At 68.6% G+C, this 22,726-nt stretch carries 22 protein-coding genes; 14 read left to right on the top strand and 8 right to left on the bottom strand.

Annotated elements, in window-relative coordinates; all coding sequences use genetic code 11:
• Positions 1–88: 88 nt before the first annotated feature.
• From ctaD to CA982_RS06625, 4 genes are read left to right on the top strand one after another with little or no spacing between them, the layout of a single operon-like run.
• Complete coding sequence (gene ctaD / locus CA982_RS06640) at positions 89–1,873, top strand: aa3-type cytochrome oxidase subunit I (RefSeq protein ID WP_086534551.1); 1,785 nt, start codon at positions 89–91, stop codon at positions 1,871–1,873.
• Positions 1,874–1,876: 3 nt separating this feature from the next.
• A complete protein-coding gene (serB, locus tag CA982_RS06635; protein ID WP_086534550.1) occupies positions 1,877–3,118 on the top strand; it encodes a phosphoserine phosphatase SerB in 1,242 nt (413 codons plus the stop codon).
• Between the two features lie 15 nt (positions 3,119–3,133).
• Positions 3,134–3,955 carry an aminoacyl-tRNA hydrolase gene (locus CA982_RS06630; RefSeq protein ID WP_086534549.1) on the top strand — a complete coding sequence of 274 codons (822 nt, stop codon included), beginning with the start codon at positions 3,134–3,136 and terminating at the stop codon, positions 3,953–3,955.
• Positions 3,952–4,401, top strand: coding sequence for a cupin domain-containing protein (locus CA982_RS06625; protein WP_086534548.1), 450 nt, complete (start codon positions 3,952–3,954; stop codon positions 4,399–4,401). Before CA982_RS06630 ends, CA982_RS06625 begins: the two co-directional genes overlap by 4 nt.
• A 22-nt stretch (positions 4,402–4,423) precedes the next feature.
• On the opposite strand, the gene CA982_RS06620 is transcribed toward CA982_RS06625, so the two are convergent.
• A complete protein-coding gene (locus tag CA982_RS06620) occupies positions 4,424–5,428 on the bottom strand; it encodes an LLM class flavin-dependent oxidoreductase (RefSeq protein WP_086534700.1) in 1,005 nt (334 codons plus the stop codon).
• Between the two features lie 99 nt (positions 5,429–5,527).
• Here CA982_RS06620 and CA982_RS06615 point away from each other — a divergent pair, with 99 nt between their 5' ends.
• Both CA982_RS06615 and CA982_RS06610 read left to right on the top strand, forming a co-directional pair.
• Positions 5,528–6,364 carry an ABC transporter ATP-binding protein gene (locus CA982_RS06615; RefSeq protein ID WP_086534547.1) on the top strand — a complete coding sequence of 279 codons (837 nt, stop codon included), beginning with the start codon at positions 5,528–5,530 and terminating at the stop codon, positions 6,362–6,364.
• Positions 6,364–7,188, top strand: coding sequence for an NUDIX hydrolase (locus CA982_RS06610; RefSeq protein ID WP_086534546.1), 825 nt, complete (start codon positions 6,364–6,366; stop codon positions 7,186–7,188). Before CA982_RS06615 ends, CA982_RS06610 begins: the two co-directional genes overlap by 1 nt.
• A gap of 117 nt (positions 7,189–7,305) precedes the next feature.
• On the opposite strand, the gene ligD is transcribed toward CA982_RS06610, so the two are convergent.
• Positions 7,306–8,286: a non-homologous end-joining DNA ligase gene (gene ligD / locus CA982_RS06605; RefSeq protein ID WP_086534699.1), complete on the bottom strand. Its 981-nt coding sequence runs from the start codon at positions 8,284–8,286 to the stop codon at positions 7,306–7,308.
• A 102-nt stretch (positions 8,287–8,388) separates the two neighbouring features.
• Here ligD and CA982_RS06600 point away from each other — a divergent pair, with 102 nt between their 5' ends.
• On the top strand, positions 8,389–9,177 hold the full coding sequence (locus CA982_RS06600; protein ID WP_086534545.1) for an enoyl-CoA hydratase/isomerase family protein: 789 nt from the start codon (positions 8,389–8,391) through the stop codon (positions 9,175–9,177).
• Positions 9,178–9,243: 66 nt separating this feature from the next.
• Positions 9,244–10,218, top strand: coding sequence for a class I SAM-dependent methyltransferase (locus tag CA982_RS06595; RefSeq protein WP_086534544.1), 975 nt, complete (start codon positions 9,244–9,246; stop codon positions 10,216–10,218).
• Positions 10,219–10,233: 15 nt separating this feature from the next.
• On the opposite strand, the gene CA982_RS06590 is transcribed toward CA982_RS06595, so the two are convergent.
• Both CA982_RS06590 and CA982_RS06585 read right to left on the bottom strand, forming a co-directional pair.
• Positions 10,234–10,497 (bottom strand): helix-turn-helix domain-containing protein, encoded by a 264-nt coding sequence (locus tag CA982_RS06590; protein WP_086534543.1) that lies wholly within the window; start codon positions 10,495–10,497, stop codon positions 10,234–10,236.
• A 67-nt stretch (positions 10,498–10,564) separates the two neighbouring features.
• A complete protein-coding gene (locus CA982_RS06585; RefSeq protein ID WP_244176152.1) occupies positions 10,565–11,179 on the bottom strand; it encodes a P-loop NTPase family protein in 615 nt (204 codons plus the stop codon).
• Positions 11,180–11,281: 102 nt separating this feature from the next.
• Between CA982_RS06585 and CA982_RS06580 the strand changes: the two genes are divergently transcribed.
• Positions 11,282–12,481, top strand: coding sequence for a class I SAM-dependent methyltransferase (locus tag CA982_RS06580; protein ID WP_086534542.1), 1,200 nt, complete (start codon positions 11,282–11,284; stop codon positions 12,479–12,481).
• Between the two features lie 59 nt (positions 12,482–12,540).
• Here the strand turns inward: CA982_RS06580 and CA982_RS06575 are convergent, their stop codons facing one another.
• Entirely contained in the window at positions 12,541–13,878 is a 1,338-nt protein-coding gene (locus tag CA982_RS06575) for an outer membrane protein assembly factor BamB family protein (protein WP_086534541.1), read from the bottom strand.
• A 165-nt stretch (positions 13,879–14,043) separates the two neighbouring features.
• On the opposite strand from CA982_RS06575, the gene CA982_RS06570 reads away from it, so the two are divergent.
• Positions 14,044–14,790, top strand: coding sequence for an acyltransferase (locus CA982_RS06570; protein WP_086534540.1), 747 nt, complete (start codon positions 14,044–14,046; stop codon positions 14,788–14,790).
• Between the two features lie 99 nt (positions 14,791–14,889).
• Here the strand turns inward: CA982_RS06570 and CA982_RS06565 are convergent, their stop codons facing one another.
• The 3 genes from CA982_RS06565 to CA982_RS06555 are packed head-to-tail and all read right to left on the bottom strand — an operon-like array spanning position 14,890 to position 18,688.
• A complete protein-coding gene (locus tag CA982_RS06565) occupies positions 14,890–16,242 on the bottom strand; it encodes a glycosyltransferase family 4 protein (RefSeq protein WP_086534539.1) in 1,353 nt (450 codons plus the stop codon).
• On the bottom strand, positions 16,239–17,867 hold the full coding sequence (locus CA982_RS06560; protein ID WP_086534538.1) for a 1,4-alpha-glucan branching protein domain-containing protein: 1,629 nt from the start codon (positions 17,865–17,867) through the stop codon (positions 16,239–16,241). Before CA982_RS06560 ends, CA982_RS06565 begins: the two co-directional genes overlap by 4 nt.
• Before the next feature lie 2 nt (positions 17,868–17,869).
• Positions 17,870–18,688, bottom strand: coding sequence for a class I SAM-dependent methyltransferase (locus tag CA982_RS06555; protein ID WP_086534537.1), 819 nt, complete (start codon positions 18,686–18,688; stop codon positions 17,870–17,872).
• Between the two features lie 185 nt (positions 18,689–18,873).
• Here CA982_RS06555 and CA982_RS06550 point away from each other — a divergent pair, with 185 nt between their 5' ends.
• The 4 genes from CA982_RS06550 (at position 18,874) to CA982_RS06535 (ending at position 22,697) form a co-directional block, all read left to right on the top strand.
• Positions 18,874–19,659 carry an electron transfer flavoprotein subunit beta/FixA family protein gene (locus CA982_RS06550; protein ID WP_004019278.1) on the top strand — a complete coding sequence of 262 codons (786 nt, stop codon included), beginning with the start codon at positions 18,874–18,876 and terminating at the stop codon, positions 19,657–19,659.
• A 53-nt stretch (positions 19,660–19,712) separates the two neighbouring features.
• Entirely contained in the window at positions 19,713–20,669 is a 957-nt protein-coding gene (locus CA982_RS06545) for an electron transfer flavoprotein subunit alpha/FixB family protein (RefSeq protein WP_086534536.1), read from the top strand.
• Between the two features lie 100 nt (positions 20,670–20,769).
• A complete protein-coding gene (locus CA982_RS06540) occupies positions 20,770–21,756 on the top strand; it encodes a GNAT family N-acetyltransferase (RefSeq protein ID WP_086534535.1) in 987 nt (328 codons plus the stop codon).
• The gene (locus tag CA982_RS06535) at positions 21,753–22,697 is read left to right on the top strand and encodes a lysophospholipid acyltransferase family protein (protein WP_086534534.1); all 945 of its coding nucleotides are present in this window, start codon (positions 21,753–21,755) and stop codon (positions 22,695–22,697) included. Before CA982_RS06540 ends, CA982_RS06535 begins: the two co-directional genes overlap by 4 nt.
• Positions 22,698–22,726: the final 29 nt, after the last annotated feature.

The following is a 22,726-nucleotide window of genomic DNA, read 5'->3' as shown; positions in this document are numbered from 1 at the left end:
TTAGGATCAGTAACCAGCGCTCGGTTTGTTCATGTGCCGACCCACGTCCGAAGGGGTTCGGAGTGGGTTTCGGGCAAGAGGAGGATCTGTGACCGCGGTAGACCAACCCACCACGCAAGTGGCTCCAGTGCGTCCGTTCCCGGAGCGCTATCAGCCCAAGGGTTCGTTCATCTACAAGCTGCTGACGACGACCGATCACAAGTTGATCGGCATGATGTACATCTCCGCCTGTTTCGCGTTCTTCCTCATCGGCGGCCTCATGGCCCTGCTGATGCGTGGTGAGCTCGCGATGCCGGGCATGCAGTTCCTGTCCACTGAGCAGTTCAACCAGCTCTTCACGATGCACGGCACCGTGATGCTGCTGATGTACGCGACCCCGATCGTGATCGGCTTCGCCAACTTCGTGTTGCCGCTGCAGATCGGCTCGCCCGACGTCGCCTTCCCGCGACTCAACGCCCTCGGCTTCTGGCTGTTCGTCTTCGGTTCGACCATCGCGATCGCCGGCTTCATCACCCCGGGTGGTGCCGCCGACTTCGGTTGGACCGCGTACACCCCGCTGACCGACGCCGTGCACAGCCCCGGCATCGGTGCGGACCTGTGGATCATGGGTCTGGCCGTCGGTGGTCTCGGCACCATCCTCGGCGCGGTCAACATGGTCACCACCGTGGTCTGCCTCCGCGCACCCGGTATGACGATGTTCCGCATGCCGATCTTCACCTGGAACATCCTGGTGACCAGCGTTCTGATCCTCCTCATCTTCCCGCTGCTCACCGCGGCGCTGATGGGTCTCGAGGTCGACCGCCAGTTCGGCGCCCACATCTACGACCCGGCCAACGGCGGCGTCATCCTGTGGCAGCACCTGTTCTGGTTCTTCGGACACCCCGAGGTGTACGTCATCGCCCTGCCGTTCTTCGGCATCGTGTCCGAGGTCTTCCCGGTCTTCTCGCGTAAGCCGATCTTCGGTTACTCGGGCCTGATCTACGCCACCCTCGCCATCGCCGCCCTGTCGGCCGCGGTGTGGGCGCATCACATGTACGTCACCGGCGCAGTGCTGCTGCCGTTCTTCTCGTTCATGACGTTCCTGATCGCGGTGCCCACGGGCGTGAAGTTCTTCAACTGGATCGGAACGATGTGGCGAGGTCACATAACGTTCGAGTCCCCGATGCTGTTCTCGGTCGGCTTCATCGTCACGTTCCTCTTCGGTGGTCTGACCGGCGTCCTGCTCGCGAGCCCGCCGCTGGACTTCCACCTGTCCGACAGCTACTTCGTGGTCGCGCACTTCCACTACGTGCTCTTCGGCACCATCGTGTTCGCCACCTACGCCGGCATCTACTTCTGGTTCCCGAAGATGACCGGACGCATGCTCGACGAGCGTCTCGGCAAGATCCACTTCTGGATGACGTTCATCGGCTTCCACATGACCTTCCTGGTGCAGCACTGGCTGGGCAACGAGGGCATGCCGCGTCGATACGCCGACTACCTCCCGTCGGACGGCTTCACGACCCTGAACATGATCTCGACGGTGGGTGCGTTCATCCTCGGCCTGTCGACCCTGCCGTTCCTGTGGAACGTCTTCCGCAGCTACCGCTACGGCGAGGTCGTGACCGTCGACGACCCGTGGGGCTTCGGTAACTCGCTGGAGTGGGCCACCTCGTGCCCGCCGCCGCGCCACAACTTCACCGAGCTGCCCCGCATCCGGTCGGAGCGTCCGGCGTTCGAGCTGCACTACCCGCACATGATCGACCGGATGCGTGCCGAGGCGCACGTGGGTCCGGGACACGAAGCGGGCAAGGATCGTCAGATGGAAGAGGCTCGTCGCGAGCCGTTCACCGTGGGAACGCACGAGGGGTCTCCGGATCCCGACCCGCGCTGACCGGTGAGCAAGGACTCAACAGCCAGTTCCGGTACGACCGTCCTGGTCACTGTCACCGGTCCCGACCGGCCGGGTGTCACCTCTGTTCTCATGGGTGCCCTGGCCGGTCAGGCCGTTGCCCTGCTCGACGTCGAGCAGGTGGTCATCCGCGGTCAACTCACCCTCGGTGTCCTGGTGTCCTCGACCGGCGACCCCGAAGCCCTGCAGGAAGTCGTCGAACAGGCGATGGCCTCCATCGGATTCGAGGTCCGCGTCGAGATCGGGGTCGATCCCGGTAGCCGATCGCCGTCGTCGCACGCCGTCGTCATCCTCGGCAGCCCGGTGACCGCCACCGCGTTCAGCGCGGTCGCCGCGAAGCTGGCGAGCCAGGGCGGCAACATCGACTCGATCCGCGGGATCGCCGACTATCCGCTCACCGGCCTGGAACTGATGGTGAGTGTCGCCGGCCGCGGCGGCGTCGCGGCCGACGCGGCCCTCCGCAAGGGCCTCGCCGAGGTGGCCGCGAAACACTCGGTGGACATCGCCGTCGAACGGGGCGGTCTCGCCCGCCGCGCCAAGCGGCTCATCGTCTTCGACGTCGACTCGACCCTCATCCAAGGTGAGGTCATCGAGATGCTCGCCGCGCACGCGGGCCGCGAAGCCGAGGTCGCCGCGGTGACCGAGGCGGCGATGCGTGGCGAACTCGACTTCGCGCAGTCCCTCCATGAACGTGTCAAAGCGCTGGCCGGCCTCGATGCGAGTGTTCTCGACGACGTCGCCAAGTCACTCGAACTGACACCCGGCGCGCGCACGACGATTCGCACACTGCACCGCCTCGGTTTCCACTGCGGGCTCGTGTCGGGCGGCTTCCGCCAGGTCATCGACGGCCTCGCGCATGAGCTCGAACTCGACTTCGTCCGGGCGAACACCCTCGAGATCGTCGACGGCAAGCTCACCGGCCGGGTCGTCGGTGAGGTGATCGACCGGATGGGCAAGGCGCACGCCCTGCGGTCGTTCGCCGACCAGGTGGGGGTCCCGATGGAGCAGACGATCGCCGTGGGCGACGGTGCCAACGACATCGACATGCTCAGCGTCGCCGGACTCGGCATCGCCTTCAACGCCAAACCCGCGCTGCGCGAGGTCGCCGACGCCACGTTGAATCACCCGTTCCTCGACGGGGTCCTGTTCATCCTGGGTGTGTCCCGCGACGAGATCGAGGCGGCCGACGCCGCCGACGGTGTCTATCGCCGGGTACCCCTGGGCTGAGTTCTCCGCCGCGCCATGGACTTCGAGGACACGGACGCACCGCACGCCGATGTCGACGCGATCGCCGCCGACCATCGTCGGCTGGTCGGCTACGTCGGCGGCGGCGACGATCCGGCCGATCCCGCCGACGTCCTGGCGATGGCGATGGTGCTGCGCATCGAGAAGAACGATCCGCCCGACCGCACCGACCTGCTGACCGCCGCGGCGCGGGCGGTGGCGTTGCTGTGTCTCGACGAACGGAGTGCCGGCGAGGGTCCGTGGGCATCGGCTATGGACGACTGGTGCGGTGCACGTATCCGAAAGATCGCCCGGCGGGCGCGCGGGGCGCAATGGGCCGCCGCGCAAGAGGTCTGGGGCGTGACCGCCACCGAGAACGGCGCATCGGCGCGGGCGTTCGTCCCTGGACGCGTGGGTGACCTCGACCGTCGTGTCGCGAAGTTGCAGATCGGTGGCACCGACGTCGAGGGCACGTTGTCCGGCGAGGCTCCCGGCCGCGGAGTCGTGCTGTGGACCAGCCCGGATCTGGAGATGACCGTCGGCAAACTCGCGGCGCAGGTCGGACACGCGTCCATGCTCGCGGCGAAGTTGCTGACGACCGAGGAAGCGATCCGGTGGAAGTCGGATGGGTGCCCGCTCGCGGTCCGTCAGGCCACTCCCGAGCGCTGGGCCGACCTGCTCGCGGCGGACGCCGCCGCGACGGCGGTGGCCATCCGCGACGCCGGGTTCACCGAGATCGCGCCCGGGTCGGTGACCGTGATCGCCGAAGTCGTGCGGCACGACGGGAGCATGAGCGTCGAAGACCCAAGCCTCGGGAAAAAAGACGGAGAACACGGATGAGTGCCGCAGAACTGCCCGACTGGGTGCGTGAACTGGACCTGCAGCCGCATCCCGAGGGCGGCTGGTATCGGCAGACCTGGCGCAGCGAGGTCGAGATCCCGCGTGGGGTGCTGCCGGGCCAGTACACCGGCGACCGTGCTGCCGGAACCGCGATCTACTTCGTCCTGATGCCGGGCGATGAGTCGGCGTGGCACACGGTCCGCAGTAGCGAGCTCTGGCTCCACCATCGCGGGGCCCCGGTCGAACTCGACCTTGGCGGCGACGCCGATGAGCCCGGCGATCCGCGCACCGTTCTCGTCGGACCCGATATCGAGTCCGGACAGCACCCGCAGGCGCTCGTGCCGCCGGGCGTGTGGCAGCGTGCCCGACCGGCCGGTGACGAACCGGCGCTCGTCAGTTGCATCGTGGTGCCCGGCTTCGACTTCGAGGACTTCCGGCTGGTCTGACGGATCGTCTGCCGTCGTCGGGTCAGCGGCCTACGGCGACCGGCGAATTCAGCGGTGCGAGATGCCCGAAGGTGCCCATCCACACCTCGCGGTCGGGGGCCAGTGACGCGACGATCAGCTCGTCGGCATCGGCGTGGCCGGCGAACCAGCCGAGATAGTCGCGGACCTCGTCGGGCGTCCCGACCCCCGAGTACGTCAGCATCTCATCGATCTGGCGGCCCTGCGGCATCGAGAGGATGGCATCTGCCTCTTCGTCGGTGAACGTCCGGCCGCGTCCGTAGAGCAGTGACACGCGCTGACGCTTGGCGATCTGCAGCTGTGCCTGCGCACGGTCGGCGTCCTCGTCGGCGATGGCCCCGACCCCGGCGATCACATACGGCTCGGCGAGGACCTCGGACGGGCGGAACTCGCGGCGGTACAACGCAACAGCCTCGGTGAGGGCCTGCGGCGCGAAGTGGGAGGCGAAGGCATAAGGAAGTCCCAGTGCGGCGGCGAGCTGGGCACCGAACAGCGATGAGCCGAGGATGTACAGCGGCACGTGGGTGCCGGCGCCGGGTGTCGCGCGTACGCCTTCGACACGCGACTCGTCGCCGAGGAAGGCCTGCAACTCCAGGACGTCGTGCGGGAACCGCTCGGCCGAGGCGTGGGTGCGCCGCAGCGCGGCGAAGGTCTGTTGATCGCTACCGGGGGCTCGACCGAGACCGAGATCGATGCGTCCGGGGTGGAGCTCGGCGAGCGTGCCGAACTGCTCGGCGATGGTGAGCGGGGAATGGTTGGGAAGCATCACACCGCCCGCGCCGAGCCGGATGGTCGAGGTGTGCGCGGCGATGTGGGCGATGAGGACCGCAGGCGCCGACGAGGCGATGGCCGACATGTTGTGGTGCTCGGCGTACCAGATCCGGCGATAGCCCCACTTCTCCGCATTCTGAGCGAGATCGACACTGGCAGAGAGGCTTTGCGCGGCAGTCTCGGTACGACCGATCTGCGCGAGGTCCAGGATCGACAAGGGGAGGTTCGAAGGCGTCACGCTGATGTTCAATGCGCCCGACTCCCCGGACTATTCCCGTCGTCGCGGTGTTGCCGAGTCGGGCCCGTCGAACATCCGGTCGTGGTGCAGGATGGGGGAGTGACCGAATCCGATCCCGACCTCCTGATCGATTTTCGCGACGTCGCCGTCATCCGTGGCGGCAAGACCCTCGTCGGTCCGCTCTCCTGGCAGGTGGAACTGGACGAACGATGGGTGATCATCGGGCCCAACGGCGCAGGCAAGACGACGCTGATCCGGTTGGCCGGTGCCGAGATCCATCCGACCTCGGGTACCGCCTTCGTGCTCAACGAGAAGCTGGGCCGGGTGGAGATCCGCGAACTGTCGACCCGGATCGGTGTCTCCAGCCCGTCCCTGGTCGACCGGGTGCCGCCGGAGGAGATCGTGAGCGATGTGGTGATCTCCGCGGGCTACGCGGTTCTGGGTCGCTGGCGGGAGAGTTACGACGCGATGGACCGGGCGCAGGCGGTCGAATCGCTGGAATCGATGGGTGCCGAGCACCTCGCGGACCGTCGCTTCGGCACGCTGTCCGAAGGTGAGCGCAAGCGCGTCGTCATCTCGCGCGCGCTCATGACCGATCCCGAACTCCTCCTGCTCGACGAGCCGGCCGCCGGTCTCGACCTGGGTGGACGTGAAGAACTCGTCGACCGTCTCGCGCGGCTCGCCGCCGACCCCGATGCCCCGGCCATCGTGCTGATCACCCACCATGTGGAAGAGATCCCCGAGGGCTTCACCCACGCCCTCATCCTGTCCGAGGGCGGCGTGGTGGCACAGGGGCTGCTCGAAGAGGTGCTCACCAGCGAGAATCTCACCGCCGCCTTTCGGCAGCAGATCGTTCTGGACAAGGTCGACGGTCGGTACTTCGCGCGGCGCCGTCGCCGCGCGGGCGGCCATCGGCGAGCAGCAGGAGGTAATTGATGACGTCGACGGAATCGGGTCCGGAGGTCGTGTCCGCACCATTGCGGGATGCCGCGACGGTCGTGCTCGTCCGCGACGCCGCAGAGGGCATCGAGGTGTTCCTCCAGCGCCGCGTCAAGCAGATGGCCTTTGCGGGCGGCATGACGGTGTTCCCGGGCGGTGGCGTGGACAAGCGCGACGCCGACGCCGACCTGGCGTGGACCGGTCCCGACGCGGCTTGGTGGGCGACGCAGTTCGCCAGTGACGCCGAGACGGCGCAGGCACTGGTGTGTGCGGCGGTCCGGGAGACCTTCGAGGAGTGCGGCGTCCTGCTCGCGACCGACGCCGACGGCGCCTTCGCCGACCCGGAGGGGCTGGCCGACGATCGGCAGCGCCTCGTCGAGAAGTCGTTGTCGTTCGCGCAGTTCCTCACCTCGCGCGGACTCACGTTGCGTGCCGATCTGTTGCGTCCGCTCGCACACTGGATCACCCCGGTCAACGAGAAGCGACGCTACGACACCCGTTTCTTCCTGGCGGCGATGCCCGACGGGCAGCACGCCGACGCCGAGACCACCGAAGCCGAGGTCGCGCGGTGGGTGAACGCCCGGGTCGCGATCGACTCGTGGGCCGCGGGCAAGCACTTCCTCATGCCGCCGACGTGGTCGCAGCTGAACTACGTGTCCGGGTTCTCGACGATCGACGAACTGCTCGATGCCGATCGTGTCATCGAACCGGTCCTGCCGAACGTCACGCCCGGCGCGGGACTTGCCGGCCTCGGTTTCCCGAACTCCGATGAGTACTTCCGGACGCTCGGCGACCAGAAGCCGCCGGAGATCACGCTCTGATCCGTCCAACGTCGTGTACCGATCGGCCTGAGATGCGCCCTCGTGCGGGGGGCAGCGACGACAGGTGCGCGGGCGGGTTGTGGGTGGTGGTTCTCGTGATGGCGCCGGTGTGTGCGTTCACCGATCCAAGTCGATGACCTCGGCGTCCTCCTCGTCGCCGATGTCGTCCCGGTCGGCCCAGTCGATGAGCGTGTCGAGGCGGTGGGCCACGTCGTCGATCTCGGCGTGGAGGTCGCCGAGCTCGGCGAAACGGGCCGGCACGGTGGCGATCGTGAAATCGTCGGGTTCGATGTCGTCGATCTCGGTCCAGGTGATCGGCGTCGACACGGTGGCCCGCTCGTTGCCGCGCACGGAGTAGGCCGACGCCATGGTGTGGTCGCGGGTGTTCTGGTTGTAGTCGACGAAGACCGCGGCCGGATCCCGGTCCTTGCGCCACCAGGTCGTCGTCACGTCGTCGGGCGCCCGGCGTTCGACCTCCCGAGCGAATGCCAGCGCGGCTCGTCGGACCTGCGGGAAGCCCCACTCCGGCGCGATGCGGACATAAATGTGCAGGCCGCGGCCACCCGAGGTCTTCGGGAACCCGCGCATGCCCAGTTCGTCGAGCACTTCTTCGACGACGTGCGCCACGCGTCGAATCCGGGAAAACGTGCAGTCGGGCATCGGGTCGAGGTCGATCCGCCATTCGTCGGGGGACTCGGGGTCGGCGCGACGGGAGTTCCAGGGGTGAAACTCGACGGTCGACATCTGCACCGCCCAGATCACCGACGCCAACTCGGTGACACACAGCTCGTCGGCGGTGCGGCCATACCGCGGGAAGTAGATCTCGGTGGTCTCCAGCCAGTCGGGTGCGCCGGCCGGGACGCGCTTCTGGTGCACCTTGGTGCCGCTGACGCCCTTGGGGAACCGGTGCAGCATGCACGGGCGGTCGCGCAGGGCTCGGACGATCCCGTCGCCCACGGACTGGTAGTACTCGGCGAGGTCGCGCTTGGTCTCGCCACGCGCGGGAAAGTAGACGCGGTCGGGACTCGACAGCCGGACGGTACGGCCGCCGACCTCGAGTTCGATGGGTTCACCTGCGGAACCCGACGTTTTCGCCATGACCGCCACTGTATGACCCCGAGGTCGGTCAGCGGCGGACTCTGCGGCCCGCGTCTCCGGGCTGGGGCATCGAGGGGACTTACCAACCGGTAGCCTTCGACCATGCCTGAGTTCGTGACCCTCGAGTGTTCCGACGCTCATCCGGGCGTCGGCACCATCTTGTTGCAGCGGCCGCCTATGAACGCGTTGAGCCGGCAGGTGCAGGCCGAGCTGGCCGCCGCGGCCGAGGAGGCCACGGTGCGCACGGACATCAAGGCCGTCGTCGTCTACGGCGGTCCGAAGATTCTCGCGGCCGGCGCCGATGTCAAGGAGATGCGGGACATCGGTTATGCCGAGATGAGCCGGGTCGCCGGTCGTCTGCAGCGCGATCTCGGCGCGATCGCAGCCATCCCGAAGCCCACGGTCGCGGCCATCACCGGATACGCCCTCGGCGGCGGCCTCGAAGTCGCGCTGGGTGCCGACCGGCGCATCGCCGGCGACAACGCGAAGCTCGGACTGCCCGAGGTGTTGCTCGGTCTGATCCCGGGCGGCGGCGGAACCCAGCGGCTGGCACGCCTCATCGGCCCGTCGAGAGCCAAGGACCTCATGTTCACCGGACGCTTCGTCGACGCCGAGGAGGCGCTGGCCATCGGGCTCGTCGACGAGGTCGTCGCGCCCGATGAGGTCTACAACGCCGCGCTCGCCTGGGCCGGTCAGTTCGACGGCGCCGCCTCGGTGGCGCTCGCGGCGATCAAGAAGGCCGTCGACCAGGGGCTCGATGTCGATCTCGACACCGGACTCAAGATCGAGGAGCAGCTGTTCGCCCCGCTGTTCGCAACGGAGGACCGCGCCATCGGAATGGCGTCGTTCGCCGAGAACGGGCCCGGGAAGGCGGAATTCGTCGGCCGCTGAGCCGGCCGACGACACCGTGCACCTTCGACTCCACCACCTACATCACCACGCAAACAGGAAGCGATCATGACCACCGACGTCACTCCGGGCACCGATCCGGCTCCCAACCCACACGCGACCGAGGAGCAGGTCAAGGCGGCGCTCACCGACACGAAGCTCGCCCAGGTGCTCTATCACGACTGGGAGGCCGAGACCTACGACGAGAAGTGGTCGATCAGCTTCGACGAACGCTGCATCGATTATGCGCGTGGACGTTTCGACGCCGTCGCCACCGATGAACCCCTGCCGTACGGGCGCGCGATGGAACTCGGGTGCGGCACCGGTTTCTTCCTGCTGAACCTGATGCAGTCGGGAGTGGCGACGAAGGGATCGGTGACGGACCTGTCGCCGGGCATGGTCAAGGTCGCGCTGCGCAACGCGGAGAACCTCGGTCTCGATGTCGACGGCCGCGTCGCCGACGCGGAGAAGATCCCCTACGACGACGACACCTTCGATCTCGTCGTCGGCCACGCTGTGCTGCACCACATCCCGGATGTCGAGCAGGCGCTCCGCGAGGTGCTGCGGGTCCTCAAGCCCGGCGGGCGTTTCATCTTCGCGGGTGAGCCGTCGACGATCGGTGACTTCTACGCGCGCTGGATGAGTCGTGCCACGTGGTTCGCCACGACGAACGTCACGAAGCTCGGTCCGCTGCAGGGATGGCGGCGCCCGCAGGAGGAACTCGACGAGTCCTCCCGCGCTGCCGCCCTCGAGGCCGTGGTCGACATCCACACCTTCGATCCCGACGAACTCGCCGGCATCGCCCGGGCCGCCGGCGCGCACCAGGTGGACACCGCCACCGAGGAGTTGGCCGCCGCGATGCTCGGCTGGCCGGTCCGCACCTTCGAGGCCGCGGTGCCGCCGGAGAAGCTGGGCTGGGGCTGGGCCCGCTTCGCCTTCGGCGGATGGAAGCGCCTCACCTGGCTCGACGAGAACGTGCTGCGCAAGATCGTGCCGCCGAAGTTCTTCTACAACGTCGTGGTGACGGGGACGAAGCCGCGGTAGTCGGGTTTCGTCGGCTCACCCCGGAGTTCTGTCTTCGCTCTCGGCCTTGTGCAGGTCGGTGCGCGCTCCACGCCCAGGACGCTTCGAATGCCACTCGTCGATCGTCGTCGGTAGCCAACCACGCACTGTCCCGCGGGGAATGGTGCCGTCCTCGTCGACCGGACCGATCGTCACATCCGCGGTGGGGAGTTTGTACCGGCCGAGAGCGGAGGGCACCACGCCGATCCGCTCGGCGACCTGCCGCTGGGAAAGGTAGCGGCGTGGTTCAGGACTTTGCATGGATACCTCGATCTCTCATGGATCCATTCTGTCCCGGGGCGGCGGCTGTGTCGCGAACTCGACTCGTTTACCCGGGGCCGTCGGCTCGCCGTACCGCCGGCACGCGGGTTGCGCTGTCAGCCCCGCTCGGCCCGGGCGAGAGCCCGGCGAGCCAGGCGTCGACCTCGGCCTGCGATCGCAACCGCGCGACCGGCGGGCCGGGATGGGTCTCGCCCAGACGAGGCACCGATTCTGTATACGCGTGCCGGTGGCTCACCGACCATCGGATGATGTGTTCGGGGTCGGTGAGGATGGTCCTCATCGGCGGTTCGATGTTGCCGTGCCACAGCACTTCGCGGCGGACTCGGCGGCGGATCGTGCGGCGGACGACGCGCGGGAACGTCGTCGTCCAGTACGGCAGGTCGAGCCACACCAGGATGTCGGCGTTCGCCGCGATCAGTGGCCGGGCGTCGCGGTACTGCCATTCCGTCACCCACGCAACGTTGTCGATGAATGTTTGTACGTCGTCCAAGAATTCGGGCCTGCGTGTCCAATCGGGGCCGTGATGCAGCGCGTCGATCTCGACATGGGGGACGTCGACGATCGTGGCGATCCGGCGTGCGGTGGTCGTCTTGCCGACCCCCGACACGCCCGCCACCGCGATCCGACGCGGCGGGTATGGCAGATCGTCGTCGACGTTCACCTCGCCATCGTCGCAGAATTCTCGGACGTCGCCCCGGCGGTGATGTGCCGCGATGGTGGTGTGCACCGCCGGTGTGCGCCGCGACGGTAGCCTGCAAGCATCATGGGCTACTCCTTCGGTCTCGACGATGTCGCGTTCCTACGGTCGCGTCACGGTGAGAAGGCGCTCGAGACGGTGTCCGGCCTCGATCTGTCGCCGTCGACGATGCTGGCCGACATCACCGAGGTCCGTAGCCGGTATGCGCCGCACGATGCCGCGCTCATCGAGACGGTGCGGTGCCGACGGCGCGCGCACCCGAAACTGCGTGACGCCGAGGCCCTCCTGCTCACCGACGACGCCCTTCAGCAGGCGACCGCATCGGTGGTCGCCGCGCATCGCGCCGCCGAGATCGCGGAGCGATTCCCGGCGTCGGTGGTGCACGATCTGACCTGCTCGATCGGTGCAGAACTTCGAGAACTGGTGCGCGTCAGCGATATCCAGGGTGTCATCGGCAGCGACATCGACCGACTCCGGCTCGCGATGGCGCGGGCGAACGTGCCCGACGCGACACTGCTGGTCGCGGATGCGCTGACCCCGACCTCGACTGCAGACGTGCTGCTCGCCGATCCGGCGCGACGAACGGACGCCGGCCGGATCTTCCGGCTCGACCAGCTCACCCCACCGCTCTTCGAACTGCTGACCACCTACCCCGGCCGCGTCCTGATCGTGAAATGCGCCCCCGGGTTGGATCATCAGATGCTGCGGAACCGCTTCGGCTTCGACGGCGAGGTCCAGGTCACCTCCCTCGACGGCGGCGTGCGCGAGGCATGCCTGTGGTCGGGGCCCGGGGTGGAGCCCGGTCGTCGAGCCACCGTCCTGCGGACCAGATCAGACGGCACGGTCGCCGAAGTCGAGATCACCGACCGCGAGGCCGACGACGTGCCCGCCGGTGAGGCCGGGGAGTGGATCGTCGATCCGGATGGGGCGATCGTCCGGGCAGGACTGGTCCGGCACTACGCCCACCGGTACGGGCTCTGGCAACTCGATCCGCAGATCGCTTATCTCACCGGCAGTTCGGTCCCCGAGGGCGCGCGCGGGTTCCGGGTGATCGAGGAGACGGGCGTGGCCGAGAAGGTGCTCCGGAAGGCGCTCGCCGCGCTGGAGTGCGGCCCGCTCGAGATCCTCGTCCGTGGACTCGACGTCGACCCGGACCGGCTGCGAAAGAAGCTCAAGCTCAAGGGCTCCCGACCGTTGTCGGTGGTACTCACCCGGATCGGACGTAAGGGTGTCGCGTTCATCTGCGAGCCGGGCGTCCGGTTCTAGTCGCGCAGAATCCGGGATCCGTATCGGTTTCCGGTACGGATCCCGCACTCGCTGAGCGCTTACTCGAGGTTCGCCTTGCTGTCGAAGAAGTACACCTCACCGAGGTTGGTCGCGGTGGCGATCTGTCCGGAGTAGGACACCGAGACCCCGGTCGCGAAGCCGCGCGAATCGGGCAGCGGCAGAGTCCGTGTGGTCGCGCCGTCGGTCGTGGACACCTCGACCAGAGACAGTGAGTCCTTGCCGGGGTCGCGGGCGACCGTCCACGCGGTCTGCTGCTGGGTCAGCGCGGACAGGCTGACCGTCGCCAGATCGGTGCGCTGCCAGACCTGCTCGGCGCGATCGCCGCGGTCGCGAAGGAGGGTCAGCGGGGCGCCGAGTGAACCGGTCGGGATGATCAGGCCGTCCGGCGAGACGGTCATCGTCGCGAAACCGTGCCCGCCGATGTCATGAGTCCACCGGGTCGATCCGTCGTCGGTGTTCAGGGCGACGATCTTGCCGTCGCGCGAGAACGCATAGAGGGTCGCGCCGTCGGCCGAGAGCGTCGGTGTCCCGACGACGCCGCTCGGGACGTCGGCCTGCCAGGCGGTCCGGACCTCACGGTTTCCGGCGACCGGGCCGTACTTCATCGCCCGGATCTGCGAAGTCGCCGCGCCCTGCGGGAAGAAGTTGAGATAGAACAGTTCTCGCTGGGTGTCCACTGCCGGAGGTGCGGGTATCGCGCACTGCGGCCCGTTGCGCACGCAGTCGCCGAAACCGCGGAGCGGTTGCGCGGGATCGGCGTCGGCCCGCAGTTTCACCTCGGGCGCGAGGAGTTCGTTGCGCTGGGTGTCGATCAGCAGGATCTGGCCCTGCGTGCTGGCCACCAGCACGGTGTTGGGCGCCGCGAACTTCGCCGACAGCGGAACGCCGATCACACCCGCCCGCCACCGGATCGCGCCGCCGGCATTGAAGGCCAGGAAGGTCGATTCCTCGCCGAGATAGGGCTGGTCGTACTGGTCGACGAGCATCGCGTTGATCTCGACGCCGGCCCGCATGTCCTTGCAGAAGTTCTTGCGCCCCGACCGGCTGTCGAGCACCAGGACGTTGCATCCGGCCGCCGCATTCGACGTCACGCCCACGTTCCCCTTGCCGGAGATGGTCACCGGCGCGGTGACCGGGCCGCCGGTGGGCCGGGTCCAGCTCAGCGTCAGGTCCTCGGGCACATCGGCATACGCGAAATTGGCGTTGCCCGGGACGCCCCCATAGCTGGGCCAGCCGACGCTCGGGACGGAGCGGACATCGATGTGGCCGTCCGAGCAGCCGGCGAGGACCAGCGAGCTCACGGCCGTCAGCGCGACGAGCAGGCGGGTCAGCGCAGATCGGCGGCGTCGAGACACCTGCGGTCGTGCGAAAGCCATCCTGCTCCTCGTCGTCGTGTCCGGGCCGTCGTCGTTGCACGGCGCCGGACGATGACAGTGGGCCCGCTCGCTCCGCTCCCGGCGCCCATGCCGTCGAATGGCACCCGTGCGTGCCAGCAGTGAGCCTATCGTGCGCGAAAATCGCGTCGATTAGGGTTTCTCGTCATGACCACCATGTGGAACGCCTCGTACCGGTCCCGCCGGCGCGCAGGCCGACGCCGCGACCCCGACCAGGCGCGTTTCCTCACCCTGGACTCGCTGCGCTGGGTGAGACGCAATCGCGCGTACACACCGTGGTACCTCGTGCGCTACTACCGTCTCGCGCGTTTCCGCCTGGCCAACCCGCACATCGTGCTGCGGGGCATGGTGTTCCTCGGGCGCAACGTCGAGATCCACGCGACACCGGAGCTGGCCCGCATGGAGATCGGGCGTTGGGTACACATCGGCGACGGCAACTCCATCCGCTGTCACGAGGGCAGCCTTCGCATCGGCGACAAGACCGTGTTCGGCTGCAACAACGTGGTCAACTCGTACCTCGACCTCGAGATCGGCGGCTCCACCCTCATCGCCGACTGGTGCTACATCTGCGACTTCGATCACAAGATGGACGACATCACGCTGCCGATCAAAGACCAGGGCATCGTGAAGGGCCCCGTCCGGATCGGTCCGGACACGTGGGTGGCGGCCAAGGTGTCAGTCCTGCGCAACACGATCGTCGGTCGCGGATGCGTCCTCGGTTCGCACGCGGTGGTCAAGGGTGTCATCCCCGACTACGCCATCGCGGTCGGCGCACCCGCCCGGGTGGTCAAGAACCGGATGGACGCCTGGGCGTCTAACGCGGCGGAGCGCGCCGAACTCGAACGCGCCCTCGCCGACATCGAACGCAAGAAGGCCGCGGCCGAACGGGACTGATTCCGATCGTTCCGGAACCGGAGAGAGCCAGTGAACCCATGGTTCCCGTGGTCCGGAAAGAGCGGCCGTCGACGTCTGTCGGTCACGAAGCGAGCCGCGCTACGCCTGCCCCGGGTCCCGTTCCGGCAGAGGGCGTTCCGGGATGTCGGGTCGTCCGATCGCGTGCCGGACCCGACGCTTCGCCGCGAGGTGCACGCTCGCGGTCCGCTCGGCGACCTCGGCCCACGAGAACTCCGCGGTGAGCCGCGCCCGGGCCCGCAGGGCGCGTTGCGCCGCCGCCCCCGGATCGGACAGCGTCGCACGGACCGCCGCCGCCAGACCCGCGACATCCGCAGGCTCGAAGGTCAGGCCGGTGTCGGGTTCGCGGACCGCCTCGCCCAGGCCGCCCGCGGTCGACACGATCAACGGCGCCCCGGTCGCCGCCGCCTCCAGCGCCACGATGCCGAACGGCTCGTAGCGGCTGGGCAGGACGATCGCGTCGCAGCGATGCATCAGCGTGACCAGCTCGCCGTGGTCGACCGGACCGACGAAGGTCACCGCCTTGCTGACCCGGTGCTTGCGGGCCTGCTCCATCAGCCAGTCCCGCTGTGTGCCGTCACCGGCGACGGTCAGCGTCGTCCCCGGATGGCTACGCCGGATCCGCGGGAGCGCGGCCAGCAGATCCTGCACGCCCTTCTCGTATTCGAGACGCCCCGCGAACAGCAACTCCGCCGGACCACCCGGTCGCGAGCGCTCGGCGAACGGCCACGTGCGGATGTCGATGCCGTTGTGGATCACCGTGATGTCGGCGGCGTCGTACCCGAACAGTCGGTTCACCTCGTCGCGCATCGACGCCGAACACGTGATGAGGGCGTCGGACTCCGACACCAGCCACCACTCCACCGAATGCACCTGCCGGTTCGTCCGACCGCTCACCCAGCCGCTGTGCCGCCCGGCCTCGGTCGCGTGGATCGTGGAAACCAAAGGCACGTCGAAGAATTCGGCCAGCGCGATGGCCGGGTGGGCGACCAGCCAGTCATGCGCGTGCACCACGTCGGGCACCCACCGCGACCCCGGCTCGCTCGCTCCGCTCCCGGCGCCGGGTAGATTCGGCCCGCTCGCTCCGCTCCCGGCGCCGGGTAGATTCGGCCCGCTCGCTCCGCTCCCGGCGCCGCCGTGCAGAATCCGCAACCCCGCTCGCACGAACGCATGCCCCATGGCGAGCGTCCACGCCATCATGTCCTGCCCGAACTCGAACTCCGGCGGATCCTCGGCGACGGCCACGACGCGCACGCCGTCGACGACGGTGTCCGTCGTCGGGTGACTCACCGCATCGGTTCCCGACGGTCGCCGGGTCAGGACCACCACGTCGTGACCCGCGGCGGCCATCTCGGTCGCCAAATGATGTACGTGCCGACCGAGTCCGCCCACCACCACGGGCGGGTACTCCCACGACACGAACAACACCCTCATCCGATTTCCCCCTCGGTGTCGGTCCCGGCTGCGCCGGTCCCTGCCGGCCCCCGTGTCCCGGTGCCGGAGCCGGTGTCGTCATCGTCGGCCCGGTCGGCGGTCAGCGTCGTCCGAAGCCGACGCGCATCGAGTGCGGGAAAGAGATTGTCGGCGCGCGACCAGCTGGCGGCGAGCGTCTCGGCAGCGTCGTCGCGGCCTCGCATCGCCGCGTCGCTGATCTCGCGGGTGGCGTGCGCATGCGTGTGAGCTCGCGACACAGCGTACTGCGCGGCGGTGTCCTTCGACACCATGAACGGCCAGTCCGACGACACGGTCAGGAGCGTCTCCCGCAGGATCTGATCGGCCACGCGATTCCGCCCACCGCCTCGATGCTGCATCTTGGCCACCGCGTCGAGGGCCGTCTCGGTGACCTCCGCGTTCAGGTCGACCAGGTGCTGCACGGCCGGACCGTTCCACACCCGCCAGTCCTTGCCCGAGCCCCACGACGATCGGGGGAGATCGAACGGTGCACCGACGAACCCGGCTTGCGTTGCGCCCGCCAGTGTTCCGACGGTGACCCCGACCTCGGGCAGGCGGCGGAGCACCCGCTCGAGCCAGATGGGGCCCTCGTGCCACCAGTGCCCGAACAGCTCGGTGTCGAACGCCGCGACGACCAGCGCGGGACGGCCGATCCGGTCGGACTCGTCGATGAGCCGTGCGCGTACGTGCGCGACGAAGTCCTCGACATGCCGGTCGAGAACCGCGTCGACCCGGGCGGGGTCATACGGCTTCTTGTCGTCGCCGGACACGGTCCTACCGGTGACCCGGAACCGCTTGAGTCCGGTGTCGTGGTCATACGTGTGGAAGTCGCGGTAGGCGCCGTGGCCCGGATAACCCGACTTGGGCGACCAGACCCGATAGCTCACCGTCAGGTCACGTCCGTAGGCGACGACTGCGCTGTCGCCGACGGGGCGTCCCAGCGCGGTGTCGCCGTGCAAGGCGGGCCCGTCGACCATGAAGTGGCCCACGCCTGCGCTGTCGTATTCGGTCTCCATCCCGGGCGCGAAGGCGCATTCGGGAGCCCAGATGCCGGACGGATCGAATCCCCAGCGCGCGTGGGCGTCTGCGAGCCCCTCGGTCAGTGAGAAGTGGCGCAGTCGCGGGTCGAGAAGCGGCGCGAACGGATGGGCGAGGGGGCCGCCCAGGATCTCGACGACCCCGCTCGCGGCCAGCTCCCGGATCAAGGGCGACGCGCCGTGGCGCCACCGGTTCGCGAAGGTGTCGAGGGCACGTTGGGCGTCGAGGTACTCACGGCGTCCCGCTGCTGCGCGGTCGGAGTCTCGGGACATCGCGGCCTGGGTGGCCCGGAGCTGCCAGTCGGCGAGCCACTCGTACATCGACGACGCGCAGTGCGGGTCGTCGAGCTGGGCGGCCAGGACCGGCGTGATGCCGAGCGAGAGCTGGTCGGTGAATCCGTCGGCGGCAAGACGTTCGAGGACGTCGAACAACGGCAGGTACGACGCTGCCCACGACTGATACAGCCATTCCTCGCCGACCGGCCAGCGCCCGTGATTGGCCAGCCACGGCAGATGCGAATGCAGGACCAGTGTGAACTGGCCCGGAACGGAAGCGGTTCCGGTGGTCACCCTCAGCCCCGCAACGCGACCGCGAACAGGTCGAGGGAGGCGTCGATGTCGTGCTCACCCGAGTCGACGAACTCGAAGTCCGCGGCGACCACGCCGGCGACATCCGCGGCGAGTTCGTCGGGCCAGGGCTCCCCGGCGAGCGCCCGCTCGATCTGGGCGTCGATGAGCGAACCACCCCACTTGGCGTCGAGCCCCCGCAGTCGAGGTCCGTGCACGACGCCGAGCATCGCGTCGACCGCGAAACCTCCCTCGGTGAGCAGTTCGGTGAGTTCGGCCGCGTCGAGCTCGCGGGTGTGGAAGGGGTTGAGCGGTGTGTCGCGACCGGGGGAGAAGGTGATGCGGTTGGGCGTCGACATCAGCAACGACCCGCCGGGGCGCAGCACGCGGCGGCATTCGGCGACGAAGCGGGGCTGGTCCCAGAGGTGTTCGATCACCTGGAAGTTGACCACGACGTCGACCGAGCCGTCGGCGAGCGGGAGGTCGACGAGATTGCCCTGGTGGACGACGAGTTCGGGATACCGGCGACGGGTGTGCTCGACGGCGGCGGTGTCGTAGTCGACGCAGACCACGGACGACGCGCCGGCGTCGGCGATCATCGCGGCGCCGTAACCCTCGCCGGACCCGGCTTCGAGGACATCGCGACCTGCACATCGGCCGGCGATGTGGCGATAGGCGATCTCGTGGCGCCGGAACCAGTAGTTCTCGGCGGGAATCCCCGGGACCGTGCGCTCGCCGGTGAGTGCGAGCTGCTGGTCGGTGTCGAGCGCCTCGAGACCAGTGGTTGCCGTCCCGCGCGACGATCCGAGGTCTGCGTCAGTCATCTGACAGAGAGTAGGGCATGCCCCACCGGTCGCCGGGGCCGTCGTGCCGAGCGAGCGAACGGTCGCCGCATTGTGTGAGGTAGTCGATGTTTAGTGGAAACATAGGAGACGCTAAAGTGGTGGGGACCCATGGCCTTACCCGCCGGTAAGTTGCCGAACCCGATGCAGGAGGTCGACGTAGACCCATGACAAACATTGTCGTACTGATCAAGCAGGTTCCCGACACGTGGTCCGAGCGCAAGTTGTCCGACGACGACTACACCCTGGACCGTGAAGCCGCTGACGCCGTCCTGGACGAGATCAACGAGCGCGCCGTCGAGGAAGCGCTGAAGATCAAGGAGGCCGACGGCGGTGAGGTCACCATCCTGACGGCGGGCCCCGAGCGCGCGACCGACGCCATTCGCAAGGCACTGTCGATGGGTGCGGACAAGGCGATCCACATCAAGGACGACCTCATGCACGGCTCGGACGCGGTGCAGACCGCATACGTCCTCGCGCGGGCACTCGGCACGGTCGAGGGTGTCGAGCTGGTCATCGCCGGCAACGAGGCCACCGACGGCCGCGTCGGCGCCATCCCGGCCATGATCGCCGAGTACCTCGAGCTGCCGCACCTCACGCACCTGCGCAAGCTGACCCTGGAGGGCGAGACCCTCAAGGGCGAGCGTGAGACCGACGACGGCATCTTCCACGTCGAGGCGAGCCTCCCGGCCATCGTCAGCGTCAACGAGAAGATCAACGAGCCGCGCTTCCCGTCCTTCAAGGGCATCATGGCCGCGAAGAAGAAGGAAGTCACCGTTCTCACCCTCGCCGAGATCGACGTCGAGGCGAGCGACGTGGGCCTGGAGAACGCCGGCTCGGTCGTGACGGCGAACACCCCGAAGCCGCCGAAGACCGCGGGCGAGCGCGTCACCGACGAAGGCGACGGCGGCACCAAGGTCGCCGAGTACCTGGTCGGCCAGAAGATCATCTGACCTTCTCCACGCAGACCACCGGCGAACCCCCAGACATTCAGGAGAAAACCACCATGTCAGAAGTACTCGTTCTCGTGGAACAGGACGCCGAAGGCGCCCTGAAGAAGGTCACCAGCGAGCTCATCACCGCCGCCCGCGCGCTCGGCACCCCGTCGGCAGTCGTCGTCGGCAAGCCCGGCTCGGCCGACGGCATCATCGACGGACTCAAGGAGGCCGGCGCGGAGAAGATCTACGTCGCCGAGTCCGACGACGCGGGCAGCTACCTCATCACCCCGCAGGTCGACGTCCTCGCCTCGATCGCCGAGACCGCATCGCCGGCCGGCATCCTCGTCCCGGCGACCGCCGACGGCAAGGAGATCGCGGGACGCTTGGCCGTGCGCCTCGGCTCCGGCGTCCTCGCCGACATCGTCGACGTCAAGGAAGGCGGCGTGGGCATCCACTCGATCTTCGGTGGCGCCTTCACCGTCGACGCCCAGGCCAAGGGCGACGTGCCGGTCTTCTCGATCCGCCCCGGTGGCGTCGAGGCCGCTCCGCAGGCCGGTGCCGGCGAGCGTGTCGACGTCGAGGTCCCCGCTCAGGGCGAGGGCGCGGTCAAGATCACCAAGGTCGAGCCGAACGTCGGCGGCGACCGCCCGGAGCTGACCGAGGCGTCGATCGTCGTCTCGGGTGGCCGTGGTGTCGGCAGTGCCGAGAAGTTCTCGGTCGTCGAGGAACTCGCCGATGTGCTCGGTGCTGCCGTCGGCGCCTCGCGTGCGGCCGTCGACTCCGGTTACTACCCGGGTCAGTTCCAGGTCGGTCAGACCGGCAAGACCGTCTCGCCGCAGCTGTACGTCGCCCTGGGCATCTCGGGCGCCATCCAGCACCGCGCCGGCATGCAGACCTCGAAGACGATCGTGGCAGTCAACAAGGACGAAGAGGCCCCGATCTTCGAGATCGCCGACTACGGCATCGTCGGTGACCTGTTCAACGTCGCGCCGCAGCTGACCGAAGAGGTCAAGAAGCGCAAGTGATCGCCCGCTGATCAGCTCCACAACCCGGTGACCCCCGACTCCGCGTCGGGGGTCACCGTGCGTTCGGGGGTCGTTCACCCGCAGGTGGCCGCCGCGAAGCGTGTTCACCCGATGGCGGCCCGAGTTCATCGAACCCGCACCGACACGACACACTCCGGTGGTCCCGCCGATGCCCGGTCTGGCTTTCATTCGAGTCATGAACGCCATGCAGTCGCCAGTCCGCACCAGCCACGTCTCGCGCGCACGGTTCACGCGGGCCGTGCCGACGACCCTGCTCACCGCGGGACCCATCCGCGTCCTCGTGTCCGACGATCCCGCCGACATCGTCGCCGCACAGGAGTTGCGGTACCGCGTCTTCGCCGACGAGCCCGGCTTCTCCAACCGCATCGGGGACGCGGTCACCGGCCGCGACGCCGACCGGTTCGACGCCTTCTGCGAACACCTCATCGTCCGCCACGCCGACGATGGTGTGGTCGGCTGTGCACGACTCCTTGCTCCGGCCCGGGCCATTGCCGCCGGCGGCTGGTACTCGGCGACCGAGTTCGATCTTCGCGAGATGAACGACATCGTCTCCGCCACCGTCGAATTGGGCCGCGCCTGTGTTCATCCCGCGCACCGCGACGGGTCGGTGACCGCGCTCATGTGGGCGGCGCTGCTCCACTACATGGACGACGCCGATCTGCGGTACCTGATGGGGTGCGTGTCGGTGCCGCTGCACAGTCCGGGGGAGTGGCTCCCGGGATCGTCGTTGCGCGCCCTGCGGGACCGGCTGCGCGACGACCACCAGGACCCCCGGCGGCGGGCACACCCACTGGCGGCAGCGCGCATCGGCGGACGCCTGCTCGACGACATCGTGCCCGCGGACACGGTCGCGATGCCGCCGCTGATGCGCGGGTACCTCCGACTCGGTGCCAGGATCTGTGGCGAGCCCGCGGTCGACGACGTCTTCGACGTCGCGGACTTCCTGACCCTGCTCGACCGCGAGGGTGCGAACAAGCGATACCTCGACCGGCTGCGATCCAGTGCCAGACGGCTCGGATCGACCGATGCGGGTATCGCGCCGGAGTCCGGGGGCGCGGCACGATGACCGCGCTGCTGGTCGGTCCGGTCGCACTGCGCACGGCTGGTCCCCGGCGCGTTCACGCCCAGTGCACACCGGTCCGCTCGTCCGGCGGTGCCGCTCATCCGTGGTTCCCGATCAGCACGTGCGGCGAAAGCTGCATCGGCGCGACGGCGGCGCGGCCGCTCGGCGCGATCTCCGACGCGACGATCGTCGCGTGGCGGCTGTGCCGTCTCGCCGCGGTCGTGGTGTGGATTCTCTGGGCCGTTCTGACCGCCGCAGTGGTGGCGCGCCTGCGTCGCCGGCCGGCGCGCGCTCTCCGGGCCCCCGCGTCGGGCGCTCTGCTGGCGGCATTGGGCATCTCCGTCGACGTCGAGGACCGACGATCCGATCCGGCGCGGGCGGGCCTCGTGGTCGCCAATCACATCTCCTTCCTCGACGTTCTCGCGCTGGCGCTGGTCAGCCCCGCCCATGTGGTGGCCAAATCCGATGTCGTCGGGATGCCGGTGGTGTCATCCCTCGCGCGCCGGTTCGGCGTCATCGCCGTCGACCGCGGCACACTCCGCGGCTTGCCGGGGACCGTCGGCGAGGTCGCCGGCCGCCTGCACCGCGATTCGTCGGTGATCGTGTTCCCCGAGGGCACCACCTACTGCGGCCGATCGGCCGGTGCGTTCCGGCCCGCCTTCTTCCAGGCCGCGATCGACGCGAACGTGCCGGTGGTCCCGGTGAAGCTGCGCTTCGTGGGCACCGACGGGACCACGGCCACGGCGCCGAGCTTCATCGGCGCGGACACCCCGGCCGACACGCTCCGGCGGGTGCTGCGGGCACGCGGCCTGGCCGTCACCATCGTCATCCACCCACCCGAGGCACCCGGTCGGGATCGCCGCGAACTGGCGGGTCGATGCGAGCGCGTCGTCGCGGGCTCGCCCGCGGTCACCGAAAGTGACATCATCCGTTCTCTCATATAGGTTTCTCCGGTAGCCGTCCGTAGCTCTGC

Source organism: Gordonia lacunae (assembly GCF_002149015.1).
GTDB classification, from domain to species: Bacteria; Actinomycetota; Actinomycetes; order Mycobacteriales; family Mycobacteriaceae; genus Gordonia; species Gordonia lacunae.
The sequence above is the reverse complement of the archived record's forward strand: the minus strand, read 5'-3'. Positions and strand labels throughout refer to the sequence as shown.